This window comes from Bartonella vinsonii subsp. vinsonii, assembly GCF_902825235.1.
GTDB classification, from domain to species: domain Bacteria; phylum Pseudomonadota; class Alphaproteobacteria; order Rhizobiales; family Rhizobiaceae; genus Bartonella; species Bartonella vinsonii.
This window is the reverse complement of the sequence record NZ_CADEAJ010000001.1, coordinates 47,617-64,996: the sequence shown is the minus strand read 5'-3', so window position 1 is coordinate 64,996 and position 17,380 is coordinate 47,617. Positions and strand designations below refer to the sequence as shown.

Annotated in this window: 16 protein-coding genes, 1 other RNA gene and 1 pseudogene; all 18 read right to left on the bottom strand. The window is 38.4% G+C overall.

Features of this window, described 5'->3' with window-relative positions; all coding sequences use genetic code 11:
• Positions 1-828, bottom strand: an 828-nt coding sequence (gene nusA, locus J7R12_RS00310; RefSeq protein WP_208439023.1) for a transcription termination factor NusA, incomplete at its 3' end; no start/stop codon positions are given.
• A gap of 47 nt (positions 829-875) precedes the next feature.
• Positions 876-1,526 carry a ribosome maturation factor RimP gene (gene rimP, locus J7R12_RS00305; RefSeq protein ID WP_126604010.1) on the bottom strand — a complete coding sequence of 217 codons (651 nt, stop codon included), beginning with the start codon at positions 1,524-1,526 and terminating at the stop codon, positions 876-878.
• 127 nt (positions 1,527-1,653) lie between these two features.
• Positions 1,654-2,355: a tRNA (guanine(46)-N(7))-methyltransferase TrmB gene (locus J7R12_RS00300; RefSeq protein ID WP_126602480.1), complete on the bottom strand. Its 702-nt coding sequence runs from the start codon at positions 2,353-2,355 to the stop codon at positions 1,654-1,656.
• On the bottom strand, positions 2,352-3,620 hold the full coding sequence (gene metK / locus J7R12_RS00295; RefSeq protein WP_126602482.1) for a methionine adenosyltransferase: 1,269 nt from the start codon (positions 3,618-3,620) through the stop codon (positions 2,352-2,354). Before metK ends, J7R12_RS00300 begins: the two co-directional genes overlap by 4 nt.
• 130 nt (positions 3,621-3,750) lie before the next feature.
• The gene (locus tag J7R12_RS00290; RefSeq protein ID WP_126602484.1) at positions 3,751-4,164 is read right to left on the bottom strand and encodes a helix-turn-helix domain-containing protein; all 414 of its coding nucleotides are present in this window, start codon (positions 4,162-4,164) and stop codon (positions 3,751-3,753) included.
• A 146-nt stretch (positions 4,165-4,310) separates the two neighbouring features.
• Positions 4,311-5,945 (bottom strand): apolipoprotein N-acyltransferase, encoded by a 1,635-nt coding sequence (lnt, locus tag J7R12_RS00285; protein ID WP_126602486.1) that lies wholly within the window; start codon positions 5,943-5,945, stop codon positions 4,311-4,313.
• Complete coding sequence (locus J7R12_RS00280; RefSeq protein ID WP_126602488.1) at positions 5,908-6,927, bottom strand: hemolysin family protein; 1,020 nt, start codon at positions 6,925-6,927, stop codon at positions 5,908-5,910. Before J7R12_RS00280 ends, lnt begins: the two co-directional genes overlap by 38 nt.
• 99 nt (positions 6,928-7,026) lie before the next feature.
• The gene (gene ybeY / locus J7R12_RS00275) at positions 7,027-7,503 is read right to left on the bottom strand and encodes an rRNA maturation RNase YbeY (protein ID WP_126602490.1); all 477 of its coding nucleotides are present in this window, start codon (positions 7,501-7,503) and stop codon (positions 7,027-7,029) included.
• A 12-nt stretch (positions 7,504-7,515) separates the two neighbouring features.
• Positions 7,516-8,625 (bottom strand): PhoH family protein, encoded by a 1,110-nt coding sequence (locus J7R12_RS00270; protein WP_126602492.1) that lies wholly within the window; start codon positions 8,623-8,625, stop codon positions 7,516-7,518.
• A 166-nt stretch (positions 8,626-8,791) separates the two neighbouring features.
• Positions 8,792-10,168 carry a tRNA (N6-isopentenyl adenosine(37)-C2)-methylthiotransferase MiaB gene (gene miaB / locus J7R12_RS00265; RefSeq protein ID WP_126602493.1) on the bottom strand — a complete coding sequence of 459 codons (1,377 nt, stop codon included), beginning with the start codon at positions 10,166-10,168 and terminating at the stop codon, positions 8,792-8,794.
• A 31-nt stretch (positions 10,169-10,199) separates the two neighbouring features.
• Positions 10,200-10,692: pseudogene (gene rimI, locus J7R12_RS00260) on the bottom strand (ribosomal protein S18-alanine N-acetyltransferase).
• Entirely contained in the window at positions 10,685-11,374 is a 690-nt protein-coding gene (gene tsaB, locus J7R12_RS00255) for a tRNA (adenosine(37)-N6)-threonylcarbamoyltransferase complex dimerization subunit type 1 TsaB (RefSeq protein ID WP_208439022.1), read from the bottom strand. The pseudogene rimI and the gene tsaB overlap by 8 nt, the downstream one beginning before the upstream one ends.
• Positions 11,375-11,477: 103 nt before the next feature.
• Positions 11,478-12,509, bottom strand: a complete 1,032-nt coding sequence (locus J7R12_RS00250) for a YeiH family protein (RefSeq protein WP_126602497.1) — start codon at positions 12,507-12,509, stop codon at positions 11,478-11,480.
• A 37-nt stretch (positions 12,510-12,546) separates the two neighbouring features.
• The gene (gene recR / locus J7R12_RS00245; RefSeq protein WP_126602499.1) at positions 12,547-13,152 is read right to left on the bottom strand and encodes a recombination mediator RecR; all 606 of its coding nucleotides are present in this window, start codon (positions 13,150-13,152) and stop codon (positions 12,547-12,549) included.
• A gap of 37 nt (positions 13,153-13,189) precedes the next feature.
• On the bottom strand, positions 13,190-13,513 hold the full coding sequence (locus tag J7R12_RS00240; RefSeq protein ID WP_126602501.1) for a YbaB/EbfC family nucleoid-associated protein: 324 nt from the start codon (positions 13,511-13,513) through the stop codon (positions 13,190-13,192).
• 14 nt (positions 13,514-13,527) lie between these two features.
• Positions 13,528-15,468 (bottom strand): DNA polymerase III subunit gamma/tau, encoded by a 1,941-nt coding sequence (locus J7R12_RS00235; protein ID WP_126602503.1) that lies wholly within the window; start codon positions 15,466-15,468, stop codon positions 13,528-13,530.
• A 229-nt stretch (positions 15,469-15,697) separates the two neighbouring features.
• Positions 15,698-15,795: signal recognition particle sRNA small type (ffs, locus tag J7R12_RS00230), an RNA gene on the bottom strand.
• A 962-nt stretch (positions 15,796-16,757) separates the two neighbouring features.
• Positions 16,758-17,165, bottom strand: coding sequence for a hypothetical protein (locus J7R12_RS00225; protein WP_126602505.1), 408 nt, complete (start codon positions 17,163-17,165; stop codon positions 16,758-16,760).
• Between the last annotated feature and the right edge of the window lie 215 nt (positions 17,166-17,380).

The following is a 17,380-nucleotide window of genomic DNA, read 5'->3' as shown; positions in this document are numbered from 1 at the left end:
ATCAATTTTTTCACCTTGTAATTCTGCAACAACAGCCTGAACACGGCTTCCTCGCATTCCAACACATGCTCCAACAGGATCAATGGAACCATCGCGTGAGACAACAGCAATTTTAGCACGTGAACCTAGATCGCGGGCAACGGATTTAATTTCTATAATACCATCATAGATTTCTGGCACTTCCATAGTGAAAAGTTTCACCATAAATTGAGGATGTGTACGTGAAAGGAAAATTTGTGGACCACGCGATTCACGATGCACATCATTGACAAAGGCCCGAATACGATCTCCATAGCGGAAAGATTCACGTGGAATTAATTCATCACGGCGCACGATAGCTTCACCACGACCTAAATCAACGATAACATTACCATATTCCACACGTTTTACTGTACCAGAAATAATTTCACCAATTTTATTTTTAAATTCTTCGTATTGCTGATCACGCTCTGCATCACGTACCTTTTGGACAATAACTTGTTTAGCGGATTGCGCAGCGATACGTCCAAAATCCATAGGAGGTAAAAGATCAGCAAAAAAATCACCAATTTTTGCATCCTCTTGGCGTTTGAGTGCATCGGTCAAAGTAATTTCAGTTGTATAATCTTCAATAACATCAACAATTTTAAGCAGGCGTTGTAATTTAATTTCACCTGTTTTGGAGTTTATTTCAGCACGGATATTGGTTTCTTGACCATAACGAGAACGTGCTGCTTTCTGAATAGCATCAGCCATTGCAGAAATGACAATTTCACGATCAATTGACTTTTCACGTGCAACAGCATCTGCAATTTGCAGAATTTCAAGCCTGTTAGCGCTTGTAGCCATCAATTTTCTCCTTCTCTGTGCCACTCGACGGGCATTTCCCAATGATATTAATTCTTGTACTTTGATGTCTTTTTCGAGACATGAGAATTATCTTCGGGAATTAATTGTTGACTTAAATCTTTATTTTTTTTCAATGCGTCGCGAATAAGTTCATCGGTAAGTACCAAATGTGCGTTTGTAATATCACAAAAGGGGATAGAGGTATACATGGCTTCTCCATCCGCGGCTTTATCAGTATTTAAAATAAATCCGTCTTCTGTGATATTTGTAAGTGTTCCACGAAATTTTCGGCGCCCATCAATTGTTGTTTTGGTTTCAATTTTTGCAAGATGCCCCTGCCAATGAAAAAAGTCAGATTTTCTTACCAGTGGACGATCAATACCAGGAGATGAAATTTCTAAGTGATATTTGCGTTCAATAACATTTTGCACATCAAGGAGAGGAGAAACAGTTCGACTAACAGTTTCACAATCTTCCACGGTCATAGAGCCGTCTGCGCGTTCAACCATAATCTGAAGAGTTAAACCATTTAGACCAAGCAGTTTAATACGAACTAAACGAAAACCTAAAGGTTTAAGCAATGGCAAGATAAGAGCAGCAACACGTGCCTCAACACCATCTTCTTCAAAAAGACGTGGTTCGTCAAGATCGCTTATTTTTTCAGTTTCGTTCATACATTTTGTCCAAGTTATTTTCATCAGTTTCATGACATTAAAAAAGAGCGGGTCCAACGGCCCACTCCTCATCATAAGACCAAGAATTTAGGTATTGATACTCTTAAATTCAAAACTTTTCAAGTTGTTTATAAGAAAGGCGTTTTATCATTTATTTTTTGATAAAGGTAAGATAGGCAGGTGTCCGCCCTTCGCGGAGAGCTTTTGCTTCATAGCGGGTCCCTAACCATAACGGATAAGGAGTTTTCCAATCCTTAGAGGTTTCTGCTTCCCACTCAAAATGATTATGCTGTGCACAATGGTAGAGGGTCCAGTTTACATAATCATCTATGTCGCTAGCAAAGCGAAATTTTTTACCTGTTTTTAGAACACGAGCGAAACGATTCAGATTTTTTATGTTAATGAAACGTCGTTTCCAATGCTTTTTTTTAGGCCATGGATCAGGATAGAAAAGATCTATTCCATCAAGTGATGCATTGGGAAGCCAATCAAGAAGATGTGTAGCATCGTCATCATAAAGGCGAATGTGGCTTTGATACTGTTTATGTTGTTCAAGAGACAGTAACATTTTTGCCATGCCATTGATAAAAGGCTCGATGCCAATAAAACCAGTTTGTGGAAAATGGTTCATTTCATGAAGCAAATGTTCACCTCCACCAAAACCAATTTCAAGTCGGACTTCTGTTACTTTACTGGGAAATAGGGATGTTAAGTCGAGAGGTGAAGGGGTATTTAAATTAATCTTAAAAGTTGGAAGAAGCGTGCTTATACGTGCAAGTTGACTGTTTCTTAGTCGCTTTCCTTGTCGGCGACCAAAGAAGGCTTCACGCGTACGTATATTATGCTCAATCATGGTACTTTAATCATTTTTTGAAGGGTTTCAATAAGATCAGTTTTTTCCCATGAAAATGAACCATCAAGTTGTGGCTTACGTCCAAAATGACCATAGGCGGCTGTTTTTGTATAAATAGGTTTATTGAGGTCAAGATGTTTTCTAATGCCAGTGGGGGAAAGGTCCATTATTTTGCGAATAGCTGCTTCGAGAATTTTCTCATCAACTTTTCCTGTTCCATGGAGATTAAGATAAATAGATAAGGGTTGTGCAATGCCAATTGCATAAGAGAGTTGAATGGTGCATCGATCTGCTAAATGAGCGGCAACAATATTCTTAGCGAGATAGCGTGCAGCATAAGCTGCAGAACGATCGACTTTTGTCGTATCTTTGCCCGAAAAAGCACCTCCACCATGGGGAGCAGCGCCTCCATAAGTATCAACAATAATTTTGCGCCCCGTTAATCCGGCATCGCTTTGAGGACCGCCGATAACAAATTTCCCTGTTGGATTAATGTACCAACTGCATTGATCAGAAATGGGGATATCATGCAAAGCTTGACGAATATAGGGCTCAACTACTGTACGTACTTTATTGGAATCCCAACTTTCATCTAAATGTTGTGTTGAAAGAACGATAGAGGTTACCTCTATAGGTTTTCCATTTTTATACCGTATTGTTATTTGGCTTTTGGCATCTGGTCCTAATTTTCCAGTTTCTCCTTCCTTTTTATGGCGTGCAGCCGCGAGAAGTTTAAGAATTCTATGCGCATAATAAATGGGTGCAGGCATAAGTTCAGGTGTTTCACGGCAAGCATATCCAAACATAATACCTTGATCACCTGCACCTTCTTCACCATGCCGGTCCATGGCGTTATCAACTCCGCGTGCAATATCGGTTGATTGAGGGCGCAGAAGAACATCAATTTTAACAGTTTTCCAATGGAATCCTGCTTGTTCATATCCAATTGCACGGATAGCACGACGCGCTACTGCACGAAAACGAGTGGGATTAATGAGTGGGCAACCAGTTTCATCGTAGATGAGTTCTTTATTTTTATCTCTTTTTAAAAGTGTATCAGGAACACGCACTTCACCGGCAATAACAACGCGGTTTACACTTACTAAAGTTTCACAAGCAATTCGCACGATCCATGGATCTGTACCGGTTTTTTGTGCTTCTTTATAAACCATATCAACGATTTCGTCAGAAATACGATCACAGATTTTGTCAGGATGCCCTTCCGATACCGATTCACTTGTAAAAAGATAATCTTGATGCGGCATAGGAACTCCATCAAAAAAGAAAACCAACAGTTATGAATGTCTATTAAAGTTGCCCCTATTTGCCCAATACAACGGCAAATCGTCAATGCTGATTTATAAGATAAGTGAGAGAAAAGATATAATTTTTATTTTATAACTTACTTGTCATATCTTCTTCAGAAAGTGCTTTTGCCAAATCAATGATTTTTCGGCGCACTTTAGCATCGGATATATTCGTAAAAGCACGCATGAGTTGGATTCCTTCACTGCTAGAGCAAAAATCCATAAAATCATTATCGCTTTCAGCAAAGCCTTCTACATGTTGTGTATTAAGGCCTTTATCAAAAAAATAAGAAACAGGAACATCCATAATTTCTGCAATTGCTTGAAGACGACTTGCACCAATACGATTTGTACCTTTTTCATATTTTTGGATTTGCTGGAAAGTGATGCCTAATTTTTCACCTAGTTTCTCTTGAGTAAGCCCTAAAATATTACGACGTAAACGAATACGGGTTCCAACATAGACATCTATAGGATCGGGTTTTTTTCTAGTTTCGGTCATAATGCAACTCTTTATTCCCAGCACTCTGTTTCTAAACCAACATCAGCTTTATGTGAGATTGGTTTATCATATAATTAAAATAATATGTAACATTTTTTCCCAATATTACTGGTATGCGCAACACAATACTGTACTTGGGCATCTGATCACTTAAACTGTTTTGTAGAACCAAAACCAATACGGCACAATAGCATAAGAATGAATAAGATAAAAGTAGAGAATATTCTATATTCATTGCTTCCTATGGGAGTAATGGATGATGGAACTTGTGAATCAAGAATACCAACAGCATTCTGACGGAGAGCTACAACGATTCGTCCATAAGAATCAATAACAGCCGATATTCCATTATTGGCTGCTCGAATAATGGGAATTCCTAGTTCAATGGCACGCAGCTGTGCTTGTTGAAGATGTTGATATGGTCCAGGTGTTGCACCGAACCATGCATCATTTGTAACATTAATGATTGCTTGTGGAGGGGAGCCTTCAAAAGTCATTTCATTGGGAAATATTACTTCATAACAAATCAGCGGTAGATAAGAAAAACCATTTGGCAGCGTGACAGTTTTTCGCACACTGGCAGCACTATATCCACCAATATTATCAGCAAGGATCCGTAATCCAATTTTTTTCAAGAAATTCTCATAGGGAAGATATTCACCAAAAGGCACCAAGTGAAGTTTATCAGAAGTATTTAAAATATCACCTTCAGCATTGATGGCTGCAATTGTATTAAAATATTGTGTTTGTGCATGAGAAGGATCGTCGTTGATGCGTATAGCACCAATAATAGCCCATTGTTGGGGCTTGAGAAGAGAGGCAATGCGCATTGTTGTCTCAGAGTTCTCATCGAGAAGGTAAGGAATGGATGCTTCAGGCCATACGATAAAGTCTGGTTCTGGATTTTTCTCGGTTGTTGGTGTTGTACTCAAGTTCATATGAGTTTCGAATATAGCGTCCCGTGTAGTATTGTTTAATTTTATGTCTTGCGGGATAGAAGGTTGAACAATGCGCACCCAATAATTGCTTTTTTGGTAATCAGCTGTGTTTGGCATGCTGTTGAGGCGATAAAATCCAAAGCCACTGTGGATGAATATAAGCGATAAGCAGAGAGAAAGTGCGATTTTCTTTTTTTCATTCGTTAATAAAACAGTTGGTAAACTGTAGACTAAGACAGCAAGAATATTCATTCCGTAAAGTCCCACGACTGCATCGGACTGCATGAGCATTGGAGTTGGCATCGCTGTATAGCCAAGAGAATTCCATGGAAATCCTGTGAATAAGAATGCGCGCAACCACTCTGCCAATCCTAGCGCAAAAGCCAAGACAAAAAAGCGTGCTATTCCTTTTGTCCATAATAAACCGACAATAAAACCAGAAAAAAACCAATAAAGAGAAAGGTAGAGGGGAGGGCCTAAAATGGCAAATGGCACTGCCCAACCAAAAGAAACCGGATCAATTAATAAGGCACTACACAACCACCAAAGGTTACAGGTAAAATAACTAAAGCCAAAGATACCACAGCTTAGAGCGTAAGTAAGAAAGCGCTTTTTATTGTTCTGGATAGTACGGATTGAGTCAAGAAGAACAATAAAGATGGGAAAAGTTAAAAAGCACAAAGGTGTCAAATAGAAAGGAGGAAGTGCAAAAGAAGTAGCAGCCCCACAGAGAAACACCCATATTTGTCGTTTCCAGCCGGTAACAGAAAACAAAAAAAGTATAAAATTACTGAGAAAGGTTTGATTATTTTTTAGGGATGGCATTGTTTTCAAAATTTTCATTTTCTGGAATGCGAAAAATGCGTAACCGCTTAATCCGGCGTTTATCAGCTTCTAAAATACGAAATCGATAGCCGGGGACAGCTTCAACGATTTCACCTTTTTCAGGAATACGATCAAGAATAGAGACAATTAAACCACCAATGGTGTCAACGTCATCACCATATTCTCCTACGATAAAATCAGGACCAAGAGCTTCTTCTACATCTTCTAGTTCGGTTCTTGCATCAACAAGCCATTTGTTATCGGGTTCACGCACGATAGCATTGTCTACATTGTCATGTTCATCTTCAATATCACCAACGACCAATTCGACAATATCTTCCATAGAAACGAGACCATCTGTGCCACCATGTTCATCAATAACGAGAGCCATCTGTGTTCGTGTCGTTTGCATACGTGTTAATAATTTGCTTGCTAGCATGGAACTAGGAACGAAGAGAACTGTTCGAATCAAATCCAATTCACCAATTGGAGTGTGTAGATCCGTATGATTTAACTGGAGTGAATCAGACTTCTGCTCGGTTTGGGTTGAGTTAATAATAAAGCGAGTCATATAATTAAGAATATCGCGGATATGAATCATTCCTCGCGGATCATCTAAAGTTTCAGCATAAACAGGTAGGCGAGAATGTCCAATTTTCGCAAAACATTTAAGAGCTTCTCCAAGCGGGGTATTTATTTCCAATGCTTCAATTTCAGAACGTGGAATCATAACATCATCAACGCGTGCCTCACGCAAACGTAAGATATTATGTAGCATAGTACGTTCTTCAGGTGAGAAGAGAGCTGTGTCTTTTTCGTTGTCAGTATTGAGTGCAACGGTCAGATCATCGCGCAATGACTTATGATTACGGCCACGTAAAAACGAAAACAAATGATTCAGTAGGGAGTGTTTTTCTGGATGATGAGCCTGTTGAGAGGCATGTTCTTCACTATGAGAAGATATGTGATTGTTATTTGGTGTATTTATTTTGTTTGCCATAATTTTGAAATCTTCAAACTTTCTTTTTATAATAGACACATAAAAGGTTTTAAATTGTATGATGGCGATAGCGATTTAAGAAGGCTCATTTTTATCATTTTAAGACAATTCAATATAGGGGTCTTTTATGGAAAGCTTTTGAAGAATTTCTCTTTCAAGCTTTTCCATGTGATGCGCTTCGTCATCTGTTTCATGGTTATAGCCAAGCAGATGGAGGACACCATGAACAATCATATGCGCCAAATGATCCTGAAATAATTTTCCTTCTTTTTTTGCTTCAAGCGCAACAGTTTCTCGTGCAATAATAATATCACCAAGCATAGGCCCAGGAGGATCTCCAGCTTTAAGTGGAAAAGCAGGAAAGGATAACACATTCGTGGGTTTGTTTTTATTACGCCATCGCGCGTTGATCTGTGTCATATGTTTGTCATCCGTAAAAAGAAGGCTGACTTCGCTTATAACATTTTCTAATGAGACATGATGCATTGTTGTTGTTAATATTTTTTCAGTGATATGATAAAGCGTTTTCTCATCATTCCATCCAGAGCTCTCAACAGTTATATCAATAGTAATCATGACAAATCAAACTCACTTTTTTGATGAAGCGCTTGAGGATGATGTTTCTTGAATTTGTATACCAGAATCATGATCATAAGCATGGACGATAGCGGTAACAAGGGGATGGCGCACAACATCTTTTTCATTAAAGTGAATAATGACAATATTTTCTACATGTGAGAGAATGCGTATTGCTTCGATTAAACCTGATTTTTGTCCGGTAGGCAAATCAATTTGGCTTACATCGCCGGTGATGATCATACGTGTTCCTTCCCCAAGACGTGTGAGGAACATTTTCATTTGCATGGGGGTGGTATTTTGGGCCTCATCAAGAATGACAGCTGCATGGGTAAGTGTTCGCCCGCGCATGAATGCAAGAGGAGCAATTTCTATGACACCAGAAGCTAAAATGCGCTCTACTTTTTCAGCAGGCATCATATCGTAAAGGGCATCATAAAGTGGACGTAAATATGGGTCAACTTTTTCTTTTAGGTCTCCAGGAAGAAAGCCCAGATGCTCTCCAGCTTCAACGGCAGGACGTGAGAGGATAATTCGTTCAATAATACCACGCTCCAAAAGCATGGCAGCATGAGCAACCGCGAGGTATGTTTTGCCTGTTCCTGCTGGTCCTACCCCGAATACAAGCTCGCTACGTTCCATTGCACGTATATAGGCATCTTGTGTCGGAGTTCGGGCATGGATTGTTTTTTTATGGGTACTTAATCGTGCGGTGATAGTTTTTTTTGCAGGTTGGGGTGTTGTGGAGGCTTCTTGCTGTTTCTGTAGCAAATTTGCCATGGCAATCACTCCTTCTATATCTGATAAAGTGAGCTCTTGATGTGTTTTGGCGCGTTCATAAAGCTGTTGTAAGACATATTCCGCGCGTTTTATAGCAGCAACAGTTCCACGGATGAGAACTTCATTCCCACGTGGATGAATGCTAAGTCCGAGTCTTTGTTCGATATAAGCAAGATTTTCGTCGAGTTTACCAAAAACTACTTTCGCATCTCTATTATTTTCGAAAATTAAAACAACATGATTCATATCTCGTGTGCTTGCTTTTCTGAAAATACGCGTATTTTCAGGGTTAGCATTTATTTTTTCTTTAACGCGCTTTACTTTTTCGGTTGAAGCTTTCAGCCTATTATTCTCCCATATTCACATAAATTTTGCACATTTTCTTGAGAAAACTTTATAAAAAACAATCTCTCTATTCATAAAATGCAAGCTTTAGATGTAATCACTTTCTTCAAAAATAAAAGGGTTTTCTGCAACCTATGTTGTATACAAAGTATGAGAGGCATATTTACACATTTGCTATTTCACCGACAAAACTGTTTGAGCTTACATTTTTAATGTGAATTGCTATCACAGTACCCGCAGAGGCCTCTGTATCCACGACAACAGGTAAAAGCCAAGGGGAACGACCTACCATTTGTCCCGAATGACGCCCAGCTTTTTCGATGAGAACATCGGTTGTTTGACCAATTTTAGAACGTAAAAATGTATTTTGCTGTTCAAGAAGAAGCACTTGTAAATGTTGAAGCCGAGCATCTTTTACAGTTTCGTCAACATGATTTTTCATTGTTGCCCCAACTGTTCCAGGTCGCGGTGAATATTTGAAAGAATAGGCTGAACTGTATTGCACTTGTTTAATAAGTTTAATGGTTTCTTCAAAATCTTCATCTGTTTCTCCTGGAAATCCTACAATAAAGTCACCTGAAAAAGCAATATCAGGTCGCGCTGTACGAATTTTTTCGATAAGCTGAAGATAATGAATGCTTTTGTGTTGACGGTTCATTGCTTTTAAGATGCGATCTGAACCTGATTGAACAGGAAGATGCAGGTAAGGCATCAATATATCAAGGTCTCGGTGAGCGGCAATAAGACTGTCATCCATATCTCGCGGGTGGCTGGTTGTGTAACGGAGACGCTTTAAACCATCCAATTTGGCAAGGTGATAGAGAAGGTCGCCAAGGCGCCAAGTTTTACCATTAGCACTTTGTCCATGCCAGCCATTGACATTTTGACCAAGGAGCGTAATTTCTTTGACACCGGCTTCAATGAGTTGGCGCGCTTCCTCAGTAATTTGCTCTACAGATCGTGATATTTCGGCACCGCGTGTGTAAGGAACAACACAAAAAGTACAAAACTTGTCGCAGCCTTCCTGCACTGTTAAAAATGCACTAACGCCTCGTTTTCTTACAGCGCGTTTATTATGAGGTGGTAAGTGAGCAAATTTATCTTCAACAGCATAATCTGTTTCGATAACTTTTTTCCCTTGTTTGGCTTTTTCCAACAAGTCTGGCAAGCGATGATACATTTGCGGACCAATAACGAGGTCTACTGTTGGAGCACGGCGCAAAATTTCACTTCCCTCGGCTTGTGCCACACAACCAGTTACACCGACCATTAAAGGCTTATCAGGTGTTCTTTCTTGACGCATCACACGCAAACGTCCAAGATCAGAATAGAGTTTTTCTGCTGCTTTTTCACGAATATGACAGGTATTCACAAGAATAAGATCGGCATCATTGGGTGTTTGTGTTGTAACATAACCTTGTGAACTGAGACTATCAGTCATTCGCTGGCTGTCATACACATTCATTTGACACCCATAGGTTTTGATAAAAACCTTTTTAGGCGTAACAGGAGGCGTATTTTTAGGATTTACTTTATTCATAATGCATGTCTAAATGTTTTTTGCACAGATCTCAATCTGTTTGCTTAAAAGTTTTTTTGCATAATGATTGCATCTGTGCGGCTATTTTTTGATTGGTAGTAAGCAGGTCGTTTAGAAATTTTTTGAAATTCGAAATGTTGATAAAGGTTTAAAGCAGAAACATTTGTTTCTTCTACTTCTAAGAATAATTTTATAGCGCGTTCGTGGTGAAGATGGCGGAGTGTGCTGTCGATAAGCAAGGTACCAATTCCTTTTCGACGAAAATGAGGGTGAACAGCAATTGTGATAATTTCTGCTTCATCTAGAATAAGACGGCATAGACAAAAGCCTAATATTTGATTTGGTTTACCAATGAAGGAGGCTTTGTATCCGAAGATAGAGTGATCTGTTAAGAAATTCTCAAAAGCTTGTTTTTCCCAAGCAGGAACAAAACAATGCTGGTGAATTTGATGAAGGGAAGCACTATCATCAGTTTGTAGTGGAGCAATCCAAAAATGTTTTTTTATCAATGAAAATTTAAACATCATTTTTTCGTGGTAAAATAAAACCCGTTTGTTGTTTTGCGTCAGCATTGCGTAAATAGAGTGGACGGGGCGGGTTTTGTGGTTGTTTATTTGCGGCAAGGTGCGCATAGTTTACAATATCAGCTGCTTCGCAGAGAATTTTATTCCGCACGATTGTTTTGTTTACTTTATTCTTTTTTATATATAGCGCAACGATATCAGCTGCTGGACCAGTTAATGTCGTTTTTTGCGGTAAATCTTCAATGATATTTTCAATTGTTTTTAAGCCAGGTGCCCCTAAAGGTGTAAGATCTTCATTAAAGTTTTGATGATAGAACATGTCTCTTCCAGCTTCAATAACAACAGAGATTGCCGAGGTGGTATTTTTGTTGCGTGTCTGTGCTGCTAATGCTTCCATTGCACTGACTCCAACAGCCGGTATTTTAAGTGCAAGTGCCAAAGCCCTTGCTGTTGAAACACCTACACGCACACCGGTGAAGGATCCAGGTCCAATATTAACAGCGATGCGATCAACCTGATTAAGAGACATATTAGCTTGGTCAGTTACTTGTGCAATATATCCAATGAGTTTTTCAGCATGTCCTTTATTCATGCGTTCGCTGATACGGGCAATGACAGATTTATAACGAAGGAGTGCAACGGCGCAATAGATTAAAGCAGTGTCTATAGCAAGGATAAGCATAAAAATATTCTCATTAGGTAATGTGATAAAAGATTGCTGTTATTTTTTTAGTCCTGTTTGTTTTATTGGTGTGTTTTACAATATTTTTTAAAAAAATGCAGATTCAAAACATTATATGGTTCAAATCAATTAATTTTATCATGATAAGACTACAGGCAGCAAGAATGAGTATGGAGCAGATTGATGTCAAAATAACACGCCATCCTGCTTTTTTTAATGAACGGATATCAACCCCTAATCCCAATGCGGCCATGGAAATGACAGTGAATAATTGCGCAATAGTTTTGATAGGGTTAAGAGCCGTTGTAGAAATAAGCTCGCTTGAGCGGACAAGCATCATGAGAATAAAACCAATGATAAACCACGGGATAAGTGTATGTAAACGCAAGCGTGTTTGTGCTGAACGATGATAGATGATTGATAAAGTACAAATAACAGGGCCTAGCATCAAAACGCGCACCAATTTGACAATTGTTGCGATTTGAACACTCAGAAAAGATATTGGTGCTGCTGCTGCTAAAACTTGAGGGACAGCATAAACAACCATGCCTGAAAGCACACCGTATTGGCTAAATGATAAATTCAGAAGAGGGTGTAAAAAAGGTAAAAGTAGAATAATAATAATGCCTAAAAGAGCGGTAAAAGCAATTGATGCTGCTACATCTTCGTGCTTAGCGTTGATGACGGGAGCAGTTGCAACAATAGCTGAATTACCACAAATGGCGTTACCACAAGCAACGAGCATTGCTAAATGTGAAGAAAGCCCAAAAAGTCTTCCAATACCAAAACTGACGAGAATAGTTATGAATATAATGAAGACAATACCAGCAAGCAAATTCCAACCGATGGCAAGAACAGCATTAATGCTAATGCTTGCACCGAGAAGAACAATAGCAATTTCGAGAAGTGTTTTTGCGCAAAAATTGATACCTTTCTGAAAATATTTTGGAAAAGTAAAACAACTACGAGCAATAGACCCTAGTAAGATTGCCAAAACAAGGCTTTCGAGCCATGCCTCTGCAAACAGTTGCTTTTCTACAATTTCTAAACCATAAGCTAAAGTGGATACGAGCAAACACGCTAGAATGCCGGGGCCGAAGTCGTTCAGCAAAGAGAGTCTTCTTTTTTTGTGCATGTTGGTATTTCCTTATTAAAGAGAGGGAAAGGTAGCTTTAAAGATTGGTTCTTGCTTGTAAGGCAGCGGCTAAGGTTCCATCATCAAGATAATCCAATTCACCTCCTACGGGCACTCCATGAGCAAGCCGAGTAATTTTAACGGAGAAATTGGAAAGTTGGTCGGTGATATAGTGTGCTGTTGTTTGTCCTTCAACAGTGGCATTAACGGCCAGAATAATCTCTGTAATTGGGCCCTTTACAACGCGCTGTACTAAAGGAGCGATGTTAAGTTCATCTGGGCCTATTCCATCTAATGGAGAAAGACGTCCACCTAATACATGATAACGCGCTGCTAAAGTTTTTGCACGTTCAAGAGCCCAGAGGTCAGCAATATCCTCAACAACAATAATTGTTGTATCATCGCGACGGGGATCTGTACAAATTGAACAGGGATCAGTTGTATCTACATTCCCACAAACAGAACAAAGACCAACTTTTTCTACAGCTACTTGTACCGCTGCTCCTAAAGGCTCCAGTAAGGACTCCTTTTTTTTAATAAGGTGAAGTGCAGCACGACGTGCCGAACGTGGACCAAGACCTGGTATTCGTGCTAAAAGCTGAATGAGACGCTCAATTTCAGGTCCTGCAATATATTTAGACATACTTTTATCTCCCGAGATTAAATGCAATCCGGTCCATTTAGAGTGGTAGTTTTAAACCCGATGGGAGCGGCAGTCCTGCTGCTATACTTTTGGTTTTTTCTTCTATAGCTGTTTCGATTTTTATTTTAGCTTCATGGTGAGCTGCTACAATGAGATCTTCAAGAATTTCAGCTTCTTCAGGATTGAGTAATGAAGGATCAATTTGAATCGCTATTATAGCATTTTTGCCATTTAAGGTGATGTTGACGAGACCACCGCCTGCAGAACCAATGGCTTGCATATTCGCCATTTCCTCTTGAATTTGCTGCATTTTCTCTTGCATTTCCTTGGCTTTTTTCATCATGTTCATCATGTTACGCATAGGAATGGGTATCCTTATTCATCGTTGATATCATTTTCATTTTTTAAAGTATCAGTATTTTTAAAGGTATTGGGGAGCAAATCAAGATCATGTTCTTGTTTATTCGAGCGAATATCGACAATTTTTGCTTCTGGAAAATGGTTGAGTATTTTTGCGATATCGGGATCTGCTTGTGCATTAGAAAAAAGAGTCTTTTGGACCGCCACACTTTCTTCTTGTAGGGTTGGTCCTCCTCCTTCATTAACGAAGGTTAGAGTCCAGCGTTTTCCAGTCCATTGGAAAAGGTTTTTTTCTATATCACGAGCAAGTGAATGTGGAGCATCTTTAGAAAGTCTTAAGGTAATATTTTCTGGTTTAAAAGAAACAGGATGAACAAATTCTTTAACAAGGATTTTGAAAGAAAACGCATGATATTGTTCAGCTAATTTAACAATATCATGCAAGGAATTAATAACGACAGTTTGTGGTTCAAAAATTTCTTTTTCTGTTTGCGTGGAGGAATGCGGTAAATTGGCAATATTTTCAGAAAGGTCAACAGATTGAGAAGTTTCAAGAGTTTTTGTTTTTTCAGAGGCATTCGTTCTTTCAGGAGTTTGAATTTCAACTGAATCTTTTGGTTGTAAGGAGTGATCTAATTGGTTTTCCAGTGGTGTTTTTAAATCTGATTGATTTGCTAATGTGTTTGAAACGTCTGGGGCAGAAGGAGTATATAAAGCTGTTTCTTTTGTTGTATTATTTATATTTATGGCTTCTTGATGAGAAGCATTTGGAACGATTGTGAGAGGTGTTTTTTCTTGGGTAAGCTTTTTTAAAGCTTCATCAAGAGTTGGAAGATCTGCGCTGTGTGCAAGACGAATGAGTAACATTTCAGCAGCTTGAAGCGGATGTGCCGTTTGACTAACTTCCTGTAAGCCTTTAAGTAACATTTGCCAGTTTCGGGATAAAATAGGGACGGAAAGTTTTTGTGAAAAATCGAGGCTTCTTAGACGTTCATTTTCAGTAAGCGAGAGATCTTCGGCTATCTTTGGAGTAAAACGGAGACGCGTAACCAGATGATTGAAATCAGCCAATTCTGTTAATATAGTGAGAGGGTCTGCGCCTGCGTCATATTGGTTGCGTAATTCATGCAATGCATCTACAACATTGCCCTCCATAATGAATTCAAAAAGATCAATAATACGCGCTTGATCAGCTAATCCTAACATTGTGCGCACAGCAATGGCACTGACATTGCCGTTACTATGAGCAATTGCCTGATCAAAAATGGACAGTGCATCACGTACAGAGCCTTCCGCAGCACGAGCGATCATAGAGAGTGCTTGATCTTCTACTTCTACATTTTCATGTTTTGCAATTTGGCGTAAATGTGCGCTTAAAACTGCTGATTCAACACGCCGTAGATCAAAACGCTGGCAACGTGAAAGGATCGTAATAGGAACTTTGCGAATTTCTGTGGTTGCAAAAATAAATTTTACATGGGCTGGTGGTTCTTCAAGTGTTTTCAATAAGCCATTAAATGCTTGCGTTGAAAGCATATGCACTTCATCAATAATATAAACCTTATAGCGTGCAGAAACAGGACGGTAACGTATTTGTTCAATAATTTCACGAATATCGTCAATACCGGTATGTGAAGCCGCATCCATTTCTATAACATCGATATGGCGTCCTTCAATGATTTGCGTACAATGTTCACCGAGTGTATTCAAGAGAGTTGTTGGTTGGTTAATATCTTTTGTTTTGTAGTTAAGGGCACGTGCCAAAATACGCGCTGTTGTGGTTTTTCCCACTCCGCGAATTCCTGTTAGCATCCACGCTTGTGCAATGCGACCTGTTTCAAAGGCATTTGTAAGGGTGCGCACCATCGCTTCTTGACCAATGAGATCAGAGAAATTTTGAGGTCGATATTTACGAGCAAGAACACGATAGGTCGTTTCTACCGGCGTATTTTCCATAAACGATTCCAACTTTGAAGCTCTTTATGCGTACATTCCAATAATACAAAGGTACAGATAATACTGCACTTTAATATAAAAGGATTTTTTCTCAATCAATTTATTTTTTGAAAGAACGAGACAATTTGCTTAAAGAGAGCCGAGTTTCTTCTCTGCTTATGCGCAACGTTCCTTTGAAAATTCAAGATGCTTCACCAAAAAATGACAAAGATATGATTTACTTGATAATAAAGGAGGCTGGTACGATGACCCGTACCAGAACTCGTTGGGGCTGCTTCTTTCCAGACCTGACCCAGTTGGCGAGCAGTTCGTCCATCACCAACCTCCCAAAGTCATATTGTCGATTTGAAATGAAAAATCAAGCTAAGAAACAAAAATATAATAAGAATGACAAAGATTTTTTTCTTTGAGCTTCATTTTTGCATCTATGGACAACAAAAAGAGGATGAAGATACATTCATTTTCATTGAAAAGAATTTTCTCTATTTATTGGCTATAAACAAAGTGTTTATTTTCAGGAGTTTCTGGTTGGTAAAGATCTATTTTAGGATTTTAGGGGAGGGGTATTTATTTTTTTGAAGTTGTTCAACATTTATGGAAATTTGTAGCTGCAAAAAGGAGGAGATGGGGCATACATCCTATTTAATGAATTAAAATTGGAAATTTGGAAAAAGTATTGTTGCTAGAGTAATGACAACGTAATCCAGATGATATTGCTTTAAAGGACTGAAGAATTTTGAACAGTTAGAGAAAAAGTAAAGTTAATCTTTCTTTGTGTAAGTTTAGAGAAATGTGGTTTAAACACAGTGCAATCATATGATTTTAACATGATGAAAATAAAATAAGACGAGGACTTCTCGTGTGTGTTGTGACTTTATTTCTTATTAACAGGACATATCTTCTATTCTATATGTTTTTATATTTGACAAGATCTGGAACACTCTTACAGGACCAAAGCAGCTTTTTTGTTATTTTTTATGTATGTGACTTACAGTGTAGTTTATTGTAATTTAGAGATGTTTCAATTGCAAATATGAATATGGCGCTTTTATTAAAAAGTTGCTCTGATAACAAAAATATAAAACAGCCTCATTGACTGCAAAAGCTTCTTGATATTTAGTTATTGAGTTGTCTGAAATTGAGTTCCGAGCAGTTTGTTGTTAAACAAACGCAAATTTGAGTTTTTTGAAAATCGGGCATTGATAACTTCCCACACCCGATTTTGAGAAAAGGTTTACTTTAGCAATTGCATAAATTTACGCAAATTGAAGTTCTCTTAGAAATATTATTTAATCATAATCTCCTGTATCGCACTTTTTTCCAATAACTTTTTTCTTAGTAATATTTGTAAAAATATAATTTCCCGACGGAGGGAAACTTATATGAAGAGATTTTATATCTTTAAGTGTAAAGGTCTTGTGTTCTTTATCATGCGTTATTTTCTTTTCATCGTCAGCAACAATTTTTAATTTATCTAAGTCAGAAGGAGAAGAGTACGATAAAGTAAAGGACACCTTTTTGGGTTTAAATACCTCGCAAGAATATTCAACGCCTTGATGTATTGTATCGGATGGAGCAAATTTAACGCTTTCATCGGGTGCAAAACTCCATTTTTTCTCACCAAATCCAGCAAATGCAACACTAGAGTAAACGAGAATATTGGCAACTACTAACCCTTGAGTGAAAATTTTTTTCATTATTTTTCCCTTTAATTATCCCAAAGTACAGTTAATTGTAGATCAGTTTTCGTAAATATGAAAGGTCAAATTTAATACATAAAGCAGAGCTAACGGCATTTTCTCATTTTATAAAAATCAGTTTTAGCATTATTAAAATCTACTACAAGTGAAAGCATTATTGTTTGTTATATTCTGGAAGCAACTTAAATTGTTTTCTGTTCGTGCATGAATTG

What these genes read in the sequence shown, in the direction of transcription:
- J7R12_RS00240 (WP_126602501.1), bottom strand. Translation starts at nt 13,513, where the DNA reads ATGCGTAACATGATGAACATGATGAAAAAAGCCAAGGAAATGCAAGAG.
- J7R12_RS00250 (WP_126602497.1), bottom strand. Translation starts at nt 12,509, where the DNA reads ATGCACAAAAAAAGAAGACTCTCTTTGCTGAACGACTTCGGCCCCGGC.
- rimP (WP_126604010.1), bottom strand. Translation starts at nt 1,526, where the DNA reads ATGAAAATAACTTGGACAAAATGTATGAACGAAACTGAAAAAATAAGC.
- lnt (WP_126602486.1), bottom strand. Translation starts at nt 5,945, where the DNA reads ATGAAAATTTTGAAAACAATGCCATCCCTAAAAAATAATCAAACCTTT.
- J7R12_RS00290 (WP_126602484.1), bottom strand. Translation starts at nt 4,164, where the DNA reads ATGACCGAAACTAGAAAAAAACCCGATCCTATAGATGTCTATGTTGGA.
- recR (WP_126602499.1), bottom strand. Translation starts at nt 13,152, where the DNA reads ATGTCTAAATATATTGCAGGACCTGAAATTGAGCGTCTCATTCAGCTT.
- J7R12_RS00235 (WP_126602503.1), bottom strand. Translation starts at nt 15,468, where the DNA reads ATGGAAAATACGCCGGTAGAAACGACCTATCGTGTTCTTGCTCGTAAA.
- J7R12_RS00280 (WP_126602488.1), bottom strand. Translation starts at nt 6,927, where the DNA reads ATGGCAAACAAAATAAATACACCAAATAACAATCACATATCTTCTCAT.
- miaB (WP_126602493.1), bottom strand. Translation starts at nt 10,168, where the DNA reads ATGAATAAAGTAAATCCTAAAAATACGCCTCCTGTTACGCCTAAAAAG.
- tsaB (WP_208439022.1), bottom strand. Translation starts at nt 11,374, where the DNA reads ATGCTTATCCTTGCTATAGACACTGCTTTAATCTATTGCGCCGTTGCA.
- ybeY (WP_126602490.1), bottom strand. Translation starts at nt 7,503, where the DNA reads ATGATTACTATTGATATAACTGTTGAGAGCTCTGGATGGAATGATGAG.
- metK (WP_126602482.1), bottom strand. Translation starts at nt 3,620, where the DNA reads ATGCCGCATCAAGATTATCTTTTTACAAGTGAATCGGTATCGGAAGGG.
- J7R12_RS00225 (WP_126602505.1), bottom strand. Translation starts at nt 17,165, where the DNA reads ATGAAAAAAATTTTCACTCAAGGGTTAGTAGTTGCCAATATTCTCGTT.
- J7R12_RS00300 (WP_126602480.1), bottom strand. Translation starts at nt 2,355, where the DNA reads ATGATTGAGCATAATATACGTACGCGTGAAGCCTTCTTTGGTCGCCGA.